Source organism: Acidobacteriota bacterium, from assembly GCA_038040445.1.
In the GTDB taxonomy this organism is placed as follows: Bacteria; Acidobacteriota; Blastocatellia; order UBA7656; family UBA7656; genus Onstottus_A; species Onstottus_A frigus.
Genome location: JBBPIG010000003.1, coordinates 294,163 through 307,724, shown reverse-complemented (window position 1 = coordinate 307,724; position 13,562 = coordinate 294,163). Strand labels below are relative to the sequence as shown.

The 13,562-nt window shown below is 56.1% G+C and carries 12 protein-coding genes and 1 pseudogene; 3 read left to right on the top strand and 10 right to left on the bottom strand.

The genetic code is table 11. The features are described 5' to 3' along the window. Positions 1-150: 150 nt before the first annotated feature. Positions 151-885 (top strand): deoxyribose-phosphate aldolase, encoded by a 735-nt coding sequence (deoC, locus tag AABO57_05155; GenBank protein MEK6285108.1) that lies wholly within the window; start codon positions 151-153, stop codon positions 883-885. 121 nt (positions 886-1,006) lie between these two features. Here the strand turns inward: deoC and AABO57_05150 are convergent, their stop codons facing one another. Both AABO57_05150 and AABO57_05145 read right to left on the bottom strand, forming a co-directional pair. Further along, a complete protein-coding gene (locus AABO57_05150; GenBank protein MEK6285107.1) occupies positions 1,007-2,005 on the bottom strand; it encodes a beta-ketoacyl-ACP synthase III in 999 nt (332 codons plus the stop codon). A 5-nt stretch (positions 2,006-2,010) separates the two neighbouring features. Further along, positions 2,011-2,328, bottom strand: a pseudogene (locus AABO57_05145) (MFS transporter). Positions 2,329-2,825: 497 nt separating this feature from the next. Here AABO57_05145 and AABO57_05140 point away from each other — a divergent pair. Further along, entirely contained in the window at positions 2,826-3,941 is a 1,116-nt protein-coding gene (locus AABO57_05140) for a hypothetical protein (protein MEK6285106.1), read from the top strand. 338 nt (positions 3,942-4,279) lie between these two features. Then, complete coding sequence (locus AABO57_05135; GenBank protein ID MEK6285105.1) at positions 4,280-5,371, top strand: hypothetical protein; 1,092 nt, start codon at positions 4,280-4,282, stop codon at positions 5,369-5,371. A gap of 236 nt (positions 5,372-5,607) precedes the next feature. On the opposite strand, the gene AABO57_05130 is transcribed toward AABO57_05135, so the two are convergent. From AABO57_05130 to AABO57_05095, 8 genes are all read right to left on the bottom strand, one after another. Continuing rightward, entirely contained in the window at positions 5,608-6,474 is an 867-nt protein-coding gene (locus AABO57_05130) for a hypothetical protein (protein MEK6285104.1), read from the bottom strand. Next, complete coding sequence (locus AABO57_05125) at positions 6,471-7,424, bottom strand: ABC transporter ATP-binding protein (GenBank protein ID MEK6285103.1); 954 nt, start codon at positions 7,422-7,424, stop codon at positions 6,471-6,473. The genes AABO57_05130 and AABO57_05125 overlap by 4 nt, the downstream gene beginning before the upstream one ends. Then, positions 7,421-8,299 carry a hypothetical protein gene (locus AABO57_05120; GenBank protein MEK6285102.1) on the bottom strand — a complete coding sequence of 293 codons (879 nt, stop codon included), beginning with the start codon at positions 8,297-8,299 and terminating at the stop codon, positions 7,421-7,423. Before AABO57_05120 ends, AABO57_05125 begins: the two co-directional genes overlap by 4 nt. Next, positions 8,299-9,369 (bottom strand): ABC transporter ATP-binding protein, encoded by a 1,071-nt coding sequence (locus AABO57_05115; GenBank protein ID MEK6285101.1) that lies wholly within the window; start codon positions 9,367-9,369, stop codon positions 8,299-8,301. The genes AABO57_05120 and AABO57_05115 overlap by 1 nt, the downstream gene beginning before the upstream one ends. A gap of 206 nt (positions 9,370-9,575) precedes the next feature. Next, entirely contained in the window at positions 9,576-12,257 is a 2,682-nt protein-coding gene (locus AABO57_05110) for a FecR domain-containing protein (GenBank protein ID MEK6285100.1), read from the bottom strand. Next, entirely contained in the window at positions 12,247-12,834 is a 588-nt protein-coding gene (locus AABO57_05105) for a sigma-70 family RNA polymerase sigma factor (GenBank protein ID MEK6285099.1), read from the bottom strand. Before AABO57_05105 ends, AABO57_05110 begins: the two co-directional genes overlap by 11 nt. A 158-nt stretch (positions 12,835-12,992) precedes the next feature. Further along, positions 12,993-13,346, bottom strand: coding sequence for a DUF5615 family PIN-like protein (locus AABO57_05100; protein MEK6285098.1), 354 nt, complete (start codon positions 13,344-13,346; stop codon positions 12,993-12,995). Further along, positions 13,330-13,554: a DUF433 domain-containing protein gene (locus tag AABO57_05095; protein MEK6285097.1), complete on the bottom strand. Its 225-nt coding sequence runs from the start codon at positions 13,552-13,554 to the stop codon at positions 13,330-13,332. The genes AABO57_05100 and AABO57_05095 overlap by 17 nt, the downstream gene beginning before the upstream one ends. Between the last annotated feature and the right edge of the window lie 8 nt (positions 13,555-13,562).

Genomic DNA, 13,562 nt, shown 5'->3' with positions numbered 1-13,562 from the left:
CCGAACATTGAGGAGCTAGTTTCGCAAGTTACGGACGTCATTCTGTCGCGGCTCGGTGGCATTTCGTCTGCGACCGACTGCCACTTGCACCACGACGAGTGTTTTGTGAAATGTCCGGATCGCATGCAATCGCTGATCGCCGGCGGCGGCGTGCGGTTCGGCCTCAGCGGGGCGGAAAGCGAAGCTGCGCGCGAGGTCGCTCGTTACATCGACCACACTCTGCTTAAACCGGATGCGACTCGCGATGAGATATTAAGGATTTGCGAAGAAGGTGTGCGCTTCGGGTTCGCCTCAGTCTGCATCAACCCAATCTGGGTGCGCGAAGCAGCTTGCGCTTTGCGAGGCAGCGGCGTGAAGGTTTGCACGGTGATCGGATTTCCGCTGGGGGCGAACACGCCCGACGCAAAATCCTACGAAGCAAGACGCGCGATTTTCGACGGCGCAAGCGAGCTTGATATGGTCATCAACGTTGGGGCGCTGAAGTCCGGCGATAACGACCTTGTCTCGCGAGACATCAGGGGCATTGTCGAGGTTGCCCATGAGGCCGGCTACATCTGCAAGGTGATAATCGAAACTGCGCTGCTGACGGATGATGAAAAGGTCAGCGCGTGCTTGATCGCTAAAGAAGCGGGCGCCGATTTCGTCAAGACTTCGACCGGGTTCAGCAAGGGAGGAGCGACGGCTGCCGACGTCGCGTTGATGCGCCGCGCAGTTGGTGGTCAAATGGGTGTGAAGGCATCGGGCGGAGTTCGCGACCTTAAGCAGGCGCAAGAGATGATACAGGCAGGCGCAACTCGCATCGGGGCGAGCGTCGGCGTCAAGATCATGCAGGAAGCCGCCGGCTCGCCTGCGTCTCAGAGCGGTCAATCAACTCACACCTATTGATTGATAAGTGATCACGTTCGTTGGCACGGCCCCCAAAGAGCCCGGCGCCGCTTTGATGATCTCAAGACCGCACCAGTGTTCTTTCCTCTTGGACTCTATCCTTGTTACGCAGCCCACCGCATCAGTAAGCCCACCGCGTAAGGACAGAGCCAACTGTATATCCCGCGCCCACCGCGGCGAACACTACGAGCTTACCTCTAGTCAACCTTCCATCGTCTATCGCGTCCCCGATTGCAAGCGGGATCGTAGCAGCGGTAGTGTTGCCGAACTTTTGAATGTTCTTGACCACCTTGTTTTCATCGAGACCGAGTTTGTCGGCAGCCGCATTGATGATCCGCATATTGGCCTGATGCGCGATGAACAGATCAAGGTCGTTGCTTTGGTATCCATTGCGCTGCAGTATTCCGCGGCTGATCTCACCCATCTTGCGCACAGCGTACTTAAAGACCGGCTGCCCTTCCTGATGGACGTAGTGCATCTTCTTATCAACGGTTTCATGCGAGGCAGGGTGCAGGCTGCCGCCCGCAGGCATATACAAAAACTCGCCACCCGACCCATCCACCTCGTGCAGATAATCGAGTATTCCGAATTCCTCTTCCGCGCTCGGTTCGAGCAGCACAGCCCCGGCGGCATCGCCGAACAACACGCACGTTGAGCGGTCATCGGGGTTAGTTATCGACGACATCACGTCCGCGCCGACGACCACAATCTTGTTGTGCGCGCCCGACTCGATAAATTGAGCGCCGACGGTCAAGGCATACAGAAAGCCGGAGCAGGCGGCCGAAACGTCGAACCCCCAAGCGCGGGTGGCCCGCACTTTATTCTGCACGACGCAGGCAGTTGCCGGGAAGAACATATCGGGAGTGACGGTGGCGACGATGATGAGCTCGATATCGGCGGCCTCGATTCCGCGATTCTTGAGGAGATCCCCGACCGCCTGCGCCGCGAGCTCCGAGGTAGGCGTCCCTGGCTCCACCCAATGCCGTTCGACGATTCCCGTTCGCGCGACGACCCAGTCGTGATTCGTATCGACTCGCTTCGCGAGATCGTGGTTGGTCACAACCTTCGGCGGCACGAAGCGGCCCAGCGCGGTTATCTTGGCTCTGCGCGTTGCTCTCATGTCGCTCACGTCCTCCGCTCACCTCGCCGCAATACCGGGTCATGCGGTCGAAAGTCATTCGATTTGAGCCTCGATACTAGCACCCGCCTGTTTTGCGTCGCAAGCATGTGAACGGAAGCTAATCGGGGCGCTCGGCGCTTGTACAATTGCGACGAATACAGGCGAGAATGCCGCTTGCCTTGCAAAAACAAAACCCCAATTGTCGCGAATGACCCGATGTAGGCAATGAGTGCGAGCATCTGATACTTGGGATGCGAGTAGTCGTCTATCGCGCCCAGAATAGGAAGAATGACCATCTGAAGACCTACCGACAGCGCGACTACGTAGGAGAAAAATTAACCGTAGAAGACCTTAATGCCTGTTCGAGTCGGTTGTTCATAGTTGCTCAAAGGGTGCCGAACGGTGTGGCAGAACATGCTGAGAGCGTGGGCCGGAGCAAGCCCGTTATCTTGATAGACGGAACATCGGTAAGGTCGCGGAGTAGGCGGCGCGTAGTGATCACACTGAACTTTTTCGGCTCAAAGACGTTTGGCCCGGGCGAACGTGTGAGTTAGCCTAATGCCGTGCCTAGCTTGACTTCTTGTCGGCGTATAATAGAGTTATATCCAAACTGTAGCTTAGCAAACGATTCTTTTGCTCTTGAGTTGAAGCAGATCTGGCGGCCGATTATATGAAGTTGACGGTATTCCTCATGCCCTTGGTTTTCCTGCTGTCGGTGTGCGCGGCGGCCCAAACAGCGGCCAGCCAGGAGGCGAGTCAATCACCGAAGACATCCGTTTTCGTTTCTTTTGAGCGACAATCTATCCGAGAGAACGATTCAGTGGAGGTTGAGATTTGGTTTTCCAACGACTCGCAACAAGCATTCTCAGAAGTTGAGTTGCACATTGCCGGGCCGGACTTCCTGGAGTGGCGTGACAACTCGTGTGATGGGCCACCATTGAGCCGACCCTTCGGGACGATAGTCACCCCAAACTCCACTCTCAATCGCACACTATGCGTCAGGACCGGGCCGAGAATCAAAGTAGGGAATTACAACATTCTGTTCACGCTCGAGTTCAAATGGGAAGCGAATAATGTAGGGCGAGCGTCATATGTCGTAAGCGAAAAGCCCCTGAATGTAAGCCTGTTCGGCAGCGACTCCGTCGCTGGCGTTCCTTTAGGGCTTGCAGGATTCATCGTGCCCGGTTTGTTCTTCTGGCTTGCTGTCAGCGTTTGGAAAGTACCCTGGAGCGTCGGGCTCGCCCTGGGTGAAAAGCTGATCTACAGCGTGCTGGTTTCAATCGGCTTTATGGTTTCCGCAACCTTGGTCAGCTACCTTCTCGTCTCGGTTGGAATTGTGCGAGGCGGAGGTTGGGTCAACTACATTGATGTCAGTACGGGGATTAGCGTTGTCAAGCTGCTTGCACTTGCCATCGTCGGCGCGGTGCTGGGATCGTTTGTGGGCGGAATTAACCATTTTCTGCGGCAGCGGAGCGAAAAAGCGAAGCGAATAGAGTTTGGCGATGATACTCAGACAAAATTGGACAAACTGCTGGTGCTTAACCCTGACTATCGCCAATTGATGAAGTTGAACCCGGGTTTCTTGCCTCGAACCGTTGTGCGAATGAAGAGCGGTGAGCAGTACATCGGTTCCTTATCAGCGATGACTGCCGGCACTAGATGGCTTTTTGGGTGGTTCGAGATCGACCTGGTCGGTCAGCCACGTGATGTCATTGACAAAGTGCAGAAGTATAAAAAAAGCGGCAACCAGCTCGCGATGGTACGCCTCGCCAGCGGCAAACAGATGGCCGTCAAGGCGCGCACCGTTATTAGAAAACTGGAGAGTGGCACAGAGTCGCCCAAGGACGAGTGTATGCATTGGCGCGAGGATGAGGTTTTGGAGTCTTCGCTTGAAGATGGTAAAAAGTTCGGCAGTCTTCTAGAGTTGAAAAGCTAAGGCAGTGGCAGCCTTTCGGCTGGCACTGCCAATATATTAGCCAACCGGCTCATTCATATCACGGTAGTAAGCCGCGATGGCAGACGCCGTGATAACCTTGAGCCGGTCGGCCAACCGTTTCGGTGCGTCAGGGCCCAAGCCTTGCGGCTCCGGAGTTAGACGTCGCCGATCGGGTTACTCTAGCCGTCGGTGCGTCAGGGTGCCAAGCCTTGCAGCTGGGCGCTTGACATCACCGATCGGTAGTTCCCAAAACGGGATTTTTCGCCCGACGGCGCCAAAATAACGCGCAAATGGCGGCCGAGTCAAGAGCGTCCAGAGTCATAGAAGCCTAAAACGCTATGGCGTATCTCTTTCACGAAGTCAATTTTTACATCTTTGACGTTCACACGGTGCTCAAGCCCCTGCGCAGTTCGGGCTGCCTTCAACCTGCATTCAGCTTTCTCAATAACGAAGCGGAGTATCGAAACCAATACGACAAAAGCAAAGTGGTGCAAACGGCAAGCTTCAATGTGCACCCTCTGACAAAGCGCAGTCTAATTCACAATCACTTTTGGAAACGTTATAAAGACATCTGGTTAGCCGGGAGCAAACCCGATTACTGGAAGCTTCAGCTTCCGTTCGTCTGTCAACCAAGAAATACCAAAGTAAGGCTGGACGCAGGCGTCACCGCTCTTCGCGGAAGCGTGCGGCCAGTTGTTTTTCTTTCTGCCGTCGGATGGTCTTCAAATCTCTATATACATCTTTCGGGCGACATTGATCCCGGTCAACTAATAGAACTCACCGGCAAACTGGACCGTGGAGAAGCAGTCTTCCAAGTGAACGGTAAGAACAAGAGCATAGTTGAGATCTTCAAGCTGTTTGCCGGTCAGCTTGGCCGCGAAATATATCTCCCGGACTGTAGTCCAGTAGATACGCAGTCAATTTCTCGATATCTTATTACATCGGTGGCAAGATTCAGTGGCCCCCTTATGTACTACCGTAGCCGATCAGGCGCCACAACCGATATGGCAGACACGGATCGCGCTTTGATGTTAAGCATCCTGCGCGGTCGTCCCCTCAACCTTGCTGACTGGGCGGCTGAGACTAATGACAAGAAATTCTCTTTGACATATTCCGACAAACGACCCGACTTCGGGCTGATCGATTTCAGGCGGGCGGCATTGCTGTTTATGCAAGAGGCCGCCAGCAAGAATGGCCAAGGAAAACTCCGGTGTTACGGATCGAACGTTCGGCTCTGCTACCTCATGGTAATGGCTTTGGTGGAGTTCTATCGAGACTCGGAAACAGATGCGGCCACATCTAGCCAGATCAACTCGCTGCGAGAGAACATCAAGGGCACGCTTAAGCAACTGCCTAAGGTATACAAACCTAACAAGTTTTGCGAAGCCCTATACAGCAACCACAAAGCCCTGAGAAAAATAGTTGCCTAAAACACGTTCTGTTTGGTTTGCGGGCCGACTTTTCAATCTCGCTAAACAGACTGATTAGTTGATTGGGGATGTGATTACGTTCGATGTAATTCTGATTTACTGATGACGCTCGATCTTGGCAATCAAGAACTAAGTTCGCAATTTTCCGTTTCGGTAGATTTCGCGGTTTCTCCGGTATTCCGAATGCGGCCAGAAGCCTCTCACCGGGTGGAGGAACCCACGCCACGGTATGTCTATCACTCTCCGCCGTAGTTAATTTCCATCCGCCGAATCTGAAAGCTCGCCAGCGCGAGCACGGCGACGGTCACAATCAACAACCCTGGAATGGAGAGATACGCCGGAGTCGGCTCGGCTACCATCGCGAACGGGCCTTCGGGGACAGGCACAGGTGAGAGTGAATGCAGATAGTGAATCACACTGATCTTCTTCAGCACCGGCGGCAACAGAAAGTTGATGAACTCCCATCCGTAGATCAAAAGCGCGGGGATGATCGGGTTGCGAAAGAAAAGCCCTATGACCAGAAAGGCGGCGCCGTAGCCGATGCAGCCAAGCGCGGTTATTCCCAGATACGCCATTGCCTGGCCCTTACCCGGACCATCCACAAGGTAGTTCCAGCCGGCCGAGCCCAGTCCGACATACAAAAACAACAGTGACCCCGCGGTCATCACCGTGAACAACACAAGCGCCGCAACTAAACCCGAGAGGTATTTCCCGCACACGAGCACTTCGCGGCGTAACGGCGAGAGAAAGTAATAGTGAAGGCTGCGATCGACTACTTCGCCGCGAAACAGGTTCATGAAAATCCACGCGCACCCGAAGAAGACGATTGTTCTGAGGATCAGACCTTCGTAAAGGTTTGCGAAGATAATATTGACCTCGCCGATGTTGTTGTTGCGCGACTGTTGCCAACTGATCTCCGCGGACAACGCCGCCATCAACAGGATCGGCACCGCCGCGAGCAGGTAAATAAGGATCGCGCGCTTGCCCATGAAGTTCTTGCGTACTTCGAGCCTCAATATCGCCGCGATTTGTCCAGCCCACAACGACCAGGGGCGTTCGCGCGACGGCTTCATTTCAGCAATAACGTCGGTTGATGCGCTCACGCTGCTTCACCTCCTCCGATCAAGTACTGATAGACCGCGTTGATATCATCGTCGACGGGCGCGACCGATTCGACGGTCAAGCCGTCTTCTACAACGATGCTATTGAGCAGCAGATAGAACGCGTCCGCATCGCGAGTCTTCACGAACAGACCGTGCCTGTCCTTGTGAATCTTTGCTTCGACGACCGAGTCCTGCTCGAACACTCGCGCGGCCAGGATGCCAGGACGATCGCAGCGAATCAGTATCTGCATCGGGTGCTCTTCCATCTCGCTGCGCACGCCGTGAATCTCGCCTTCAGCAACGACGTAGCCGTTGTTCAGGAGGATCACGCTGTCGCTCATCATATCGACTTCGTGAAGGATGTGACTCGAGATAATCAGGTGAAGCCCTTCTGCCGCCAGTTGTCGAAATAGACGAATCGTTTCCGCGCGAGCCATCGGATCCAGCCCGTTTAGCGGCTCATCCAGTATCATCACCCCCGGCTCGTGCGCGATAGCCTGCGCCAGCCTCACCCGTTGCCGCATGCCTTTGCTGTAAGCTCCGATTTTCAAGTGAGCGGCGTCGAGCAGATCGACCCGGTGCAACGCTTTCCACGCAATTTCCTGAGCTTCCTGCTTCGGCCGTCCGTGAACGCGCAGATAAGAGTAGATGAACTGAAAGCCGGTCAACGCGCGGGGAAACGAATCGAACTGCGAGCAATAGCCCACCTTGCGGAAAAAGACTTCGGGATGATCGGCTCTCAGCCCGAGCACGCTCACGCGGCCGCGTGTCGGTCTTATCAAACCTGTCATCAAGTTCATCAGCGTCGTCTTGCCTGAGCCGTTCGGCCCAACCAGGCTGGTTATGCCCGGCTCGATCGTCAGACTCACACGATTCACTCCGAGTATCTCGCCGTAGAACTTGGAGACGTCTTCGAAGATGATCAAGTGGTCATCGGGTTTATCCGTCACCGCACCACCTCGTATGCCCGAACCTTGCGTGTAAGAAGAAACAGACACGCGGCAGAGTACACGGCAAGCGCGATCCAGGCCGCCGCGGTCGGAAGCACCATCCACCTCGGAAGGTCCATCGAGTTCGGAGCGCGGAACAAGCTGTCCTCGATCGTCTTCATTATGATGGTCAGGTTAAAGAGGCTTCCCCACCGTGTTTGGAGCACCCCGTTTACCGTGAACCCAATCGCATTCGAGATGATGAACAAGCCGAACAATGCGGCGCTCGCGGCTAGTCGCCACTTCACCCAAGCCGAAATCGTTACCGACAAGAGAGCGAGCAACAGAATCCAGGTCCAGCTTAGGATAAAGATCGCGCCTGCGATCCACAGGTTTCTCGCAGCCCACCCCGCCCCTTCCAGATAAGACTGGAACAGAAACAGCATTTCGCCCGGCACCCACGTGATCGCCGAGATCAAAATCAACAGCACGCTCATTTTGCCAATCACGTATTCCGCCCGCGAGAACGGACGGCACAAGTAGAGCGGCAACGCGTTGTTGGCCAGATCGCGCGATATCAGCGGCGGTCCAATCAAAACGGTCAGCAGGAAGCCCAGGCCGGCCTGGAATGCAACAAAAAACTGGAAGAAAAAGCCGTTGATCGGCGCAAGGTCTCGCAGGTCGATCTGAAAGATCGCCATTGCGGTCAGGTTGTGATGCAAGTAAATCAAAATCGCCATCACCAGCGGGCATACGAAGCACAATGCGAAGAAACCGGTGAACAGCTTCGAGCCGAAAACGTCGCGATAAGCGTGGCGCGGGATGATCAGGAAGCGCGACCACTCCGGTGTCTGCGGGCCCGCGTACGGCCTGTAGGTGTGCTCATAGACCGCCATTATTGTTTCCCCCTGTCCGGCAAGCTGGCAGCGTGCCCTACATCCGGCAAGCTGGCAGCGTGCCCTACACCGCCATTGCCGTCCTCCATTGCCTTCAAGAAAATGTCTTCGAGGGAATCGCGCTTGAAATTGAGCCGGCGAATCTGAACCTGGTGCTCGCCTGCGAGGCGATAGAGGTCCCGAATCTCGACGCCATTCTGCAAGACAAGCTTCAGGCGGCGCTCGCTCGTGAGCGCGTATTCGCAGCCGAGCGTCGCGATAGCTTCAACAAAGGCTTCGCGGTCGCCGCGCGTTTCGATCTCAAGGAACTTGCGATTCGCTTTGCGTTCTTCTTCAAGGTTGCAATAGACAACTATTCGGCCCTGTTTGACGATCAGTATCTCTTCGCAGCACTCTTCGACGTCGCGCAGCAGGTGCGACGACAACAGAATATGAGCCTTGCCGCTGTCGCGAATCTGGCGGATCAGCTCGATCATTCGCAGGCGCGCCGGCGGATCGAGCCCGTTAGTCGGCTCGTCAAGAAAGATCAACCGCGGCCCGTGAACGATGGATTGAGCGAGCTTGGCGAGTTGCTTCATGCCAAGCGAGTAGGTTCCGACATTTCGATAGCGCGCTTCGCCCAAACCGACATAAAACAGCGCTTCGTGTGCGCGTTCGAGAGCGGCTTCCGAGGGCAAACCCGAAAGCTCGGCCATCAAACGAACGAAGTGAACGCAACTCATGTTAGCGATGAAAGAATCGCGCTCGGGCATGTAGCCGATCTGCGTTCGAATCTGTTTTGCGTCGTTGCGAATGTCGCGGCCGAAGATATGAGCCGTGCCAGAGGAAGGAGAATGAAACCCCAGCAGCGTGTGAATCAGAGTCGTCTTGCCGGCTCCGTTAGGTCCCAACAGTCCGATAGCCCTTCCGCGCAGCTCGCCACGCAGCTCTCTGAGTATCGGCCGTCCGCCAAACGTCACACTCAAACCGTCGAGTTCAATCACCGGAGCCGCCGGCACAAGCTCTGGCGTCATGGGTAGGACCGCGACCGCAGGCATCGGCCCGGAAGTTTGTTTTAGCGCGTTGTCCATCGAGTTAGTCGCTCAGTCGTCGGTCATGTGATCTCGGCAGCCGGTGATATCTTCTCCCCGAGTCCGCGGAAGATCAACCGTCTCGCCGCATCTTTGATTCTAGTTTCTCGAGTGAATGTGATTCCCAAGTCTCAAAACATTACGCCAGCCGTTGGGTCTGAGTTCCCAACGGCTGGCGCTTGAGGCGAACAATCATGCGCTGCTCATCAACGCACGGAATGTTGGATGATACTGCTCAACCCGAACGACCCCGGCATTCCGATCAAGTTGGACGGCTTCAATCCGATCGGTCCTTCTTCGCCGTTCAGCGCAAACGATATGTGATCGCCTTGCGCGTACGCGTAAGCGAGAACCGGCCCCCCGACCAGCGAACCAAGACTCTTCCGCTGCTCTTCGGGCAAGCCGCCGGTAACACCTCCCACGCGCTTCGCGATCCCGTGCAGCACCGGCGCCAGGTTCTGATAGATCAGCGCCGAGAAGTTGGCTTGCTTGTCTTCTGGCAACGCAGCCACGAACCGCGGCGAGTGCAACAGCGTGTAGCCCGAATCGTGATACTTCACTGCACGGTCGATAAGCGCGCGGCTCGGCCCCGCAATCAAATAGCCGTTCGAGTAGGTGTAGTTCACCTCGAGGCCGAAGTCGAGCGACTTCAGCGTGTAGAACGTTCGGCCTCCCGAGTCGGAGCGATCCCACTGGAAACCCTTCTTGCCTTCGCGGGCGGCCAACTCGTTCATCTTTTCAACCACTCGCTCGAAGGTCTGCTGCAAGTGCGCCGGATCGTAAACCTCGAACACCATCTTCCACGAAGGCGTCGGCAGCAGAGGACCGTCAACCGCGAACGCGAACTCACCACCAAGCGGCTTTGCGAAGTCGTCTCGAATGTTCAGCCCTGTTTCGTTCTGGAACTTCCCGAGGTGCTCGCTGAACTTCGGATCAACAGCGTTCAGCGCGCTCATCAGATCGTCTACCAAAGCGACAGGGTCTTTCACCACGAACGCCGCAACCACGTTGGCATCGGGCGAGATGAACTCCAGAGCTCCCATCGGCCCAGGCGCTGCAAGCCACGACGCCATTCCGTGACTCGTGTCGCTGAAGCTCAGCGTCGCGCGGTTGAACGACTTGCCCTGGTCTTCCTTGATCTCGGCGATGAAGTACTTCAAGTTCGTGACGCCCAATCGATCCAGCGCGGCGTTTGTCTTTGCGTCTTCGCCCTTCGACTGCGCGATGAACCTCTGCACGTCGGCAGCGATAATGAACCCCGCGCCGTCGCGATAGATGTCGGCGATTCGCGCGCGGAATGAGCCTTCAGCGTACTGGCCCGCGCTTGCTGTTTTCGCGCTCGCTGCCACGCGTTCTAGAAACTCGATCTTAGGCGAGGCTGCGAGCACGTCGCCGTTGATCCAGACGTACAAATCACTTGGCGTGTTCGCGGCAGCCGTCTTCATTTCGCTCATCGGATCATCGATGAACCGAACACCGGGAGCCTTCTTCGAGTTCACGCTCAGTGTCGACAATTGACCTTCGACGAATGAGCGGAACGAGCCCGGATTCTTCAGCGTCGTCAATACGATTGGACCATCCGGCTCGCCCTTGCCCGTCTTGGCAAGCTGCGCGGTCACGACTATCTCGTCTCCGATTTGCTCACCGAACTCAGCGACCCTCGAGATGACTGTGTCCCACTCCTGCTTGCCGCGTGACGAAGCCTGCTCTTTGTCCCACCACTGGCTAAGCTCAGGGTTCTGAGCCAATCGCTCTTGGATGATCTTGTTCGATTCGGCCAACGTCTCGGTCAGGTTCGGAATCGCGACGTAGAAGACCGTGTCATCCGGCGTCATATCGAGCAATCGAGTCGAATACCTAACGCCGGGCCGAGCCACTCGCTCGTCGATTTCTTTGCGAAGCGCGGCAAGCATCTGCCCGTAGCGCGCGGCGTCGCGGCTCCAGGCGATCTCGTCCTTCACGGGAACACGTTCTATGCTCGCGGTCGTCGCGACCTGGTCGCCAGGATGGAGCACATCCTGTTTGCTTCCGTGTTCGACCTGGACTTCGCCCTCGACTACAGACACGCGCGAGCCCTTCGTCCCGCTGTTCACTGAGAACACCGTCCCGATCACCGAGACCATGCAATCATCAGTTTGGACGTAGAGATGCCGCGAGCTCGGTTGTTTTGCGGCTTGCACTATGATGTTGCCGCGATCCAGATGAATGATCGTTCCGCGCGCGCCATCGGTCACAGAAAACTCAGAGCGCTCTCGCATCTCGATGAGCGAGCCGTCAGGCAAACGCACCACGGCGCCTGCGTCTTTGGACGTGCGAACCTTGTCGCCCGCCTTGATCTGTTCGCCCACCTTGAGCGGTTCGGTGCTGGTGTCAGATACGAGATATGCCTGCCCGTCCATCGCGTGCACGACCATATGAAACGCATCCGCCCCCCGCAGGAAGCGATCGTAGGAAGTCAAAGAGATCACGCCGAGTCCGATTATGATCGTAGCGGCAATCGCCCATCTGACCACCGTGCGCCGGGAAGCTGAGGTCTTCGACGCGCCAGGCCGGAGTGGAGTGGCTGTCACTCCGTAGCGCGCTTCCTTGAGCGCCTTGCGGCACGGGATACATTCGTGGGTGTGATCCTCGAACAGCAGCGAACGCGCCGGCGACAGAGTGCCGCTCATGTATTCGGGTATCAGCGTTTGGAAGTCACCGCAGCTCCGGATATGCTCCACATGCTCGCTGGGCGCAGCGGGCGCGCTGGCCGTTGCATTCTCGCTAGACAGCTTCGCCCACACGCGCTCCGCCGCGCTCTCGACCGCGGTCTGATCCACCCGCTCGCTGCGGATCTCGGCCGTGGCCTGATCGAGTATTTCGTAAAGGTCTTTGTTACTACGCTTCATGATGTTCCTCCATGAACTTGGAGATCTCTTTGCGAAGCCTGGTCCGAGCACGGTGCAGCAGCACGCCTATGACCATCTGAGACGTGCCGAGCATCTGGGCGATTTCGAGATTGCTATGCCCTTCAAAGTATTTGAGCACGACAATCTCGGCCGCCTTCGGTCCAAGGGTCGCAATCGATCGCCTGATTTGATTATGAAGCTCTCGATCGACGTGTTGCATTTCCGGATTCGGCTCGGAGCTTTCGGTCGCGGCAGGCGCGACTTCTTCGATAGACACCGAGCGCGAGCGGGTCCGGCTGCGCAGCAAATCAAGCGAGGCATTTACAGCGGCGCGGTGAAGATAGCTTCCCGGGCTAGGCGACAGGTCGACTTTCTCTTTGCGCCGCACGAGTCGGAAAAAAACGGTTTGAAGAACGTCCTCGGCATCCACGACGCTTCCGGTGACGCGATAAGCGGCCCGTAAGACGTGGTCGTGGTGCTCTCGATAAAGGAGTTCGACCTCATCGGGAGGACTGGGTACGGCTCTGAGGTGTTTTACGGCTTGCACTCTTCCCTCCTTCACATCGTCTCCAGCCATAGAACGCCTCCGCGGAAGATACCATTAACATCAACGGCCAGGATTGTTCGAGTGAACCAGGCTCCGGTTCAGAATACAGGCTCTAACCGCCGCTTGCGGATCTGTATCCTAAACAAAACGATAGTCGGACACCTCGGGAGAGCAACTTCAAGACAGATTCATTGGTCCCGTGGTGTGGACGGCGATTCTTCCGCGTACTCGACTCGAGCAAAGGTGCCGGGTTTTAGAGACTTCAGAGCCTCAAGCGCTTGAGGCACCAGGGGTTTGAGATGTTCGTACTTATTGGTCCTTGCGACCAGAAGCAGGACAGCAATTTGAAACGACTGAAGGTTCTGTTGGTGGCGAATACTCTTGTCCACCGTCACAAGCACATCAAACTTGCTGTCGGCAGCTCTAAGTAACGCTCCGTTCTTGAGGCCCTTGAAGCTCGCTTCATCGACGGTGCTCACGTCGTGACCGATGAAATCTCGCTTCAAGTAGCGCGTGACGCATTCATCAAGCAGCAGCTTCATAGTCTGCTAGCAGCTTCTTACGCGATAATTCGAGCACTCCTTGCGCCTGTTCGCGACTAACGGTTGGAAACTGGTCGAGGAATTCCTCAAGGCTATCGCCGCCTTCAAGGTATTCGAACAGGTGCGTGATAGGAACACGCGTGCCCGTGAAGACCGGGACGCCTCCCATTTTCTCTGGGTCCACTTCCACCAATTCGCTTACGTTCATAACAACTC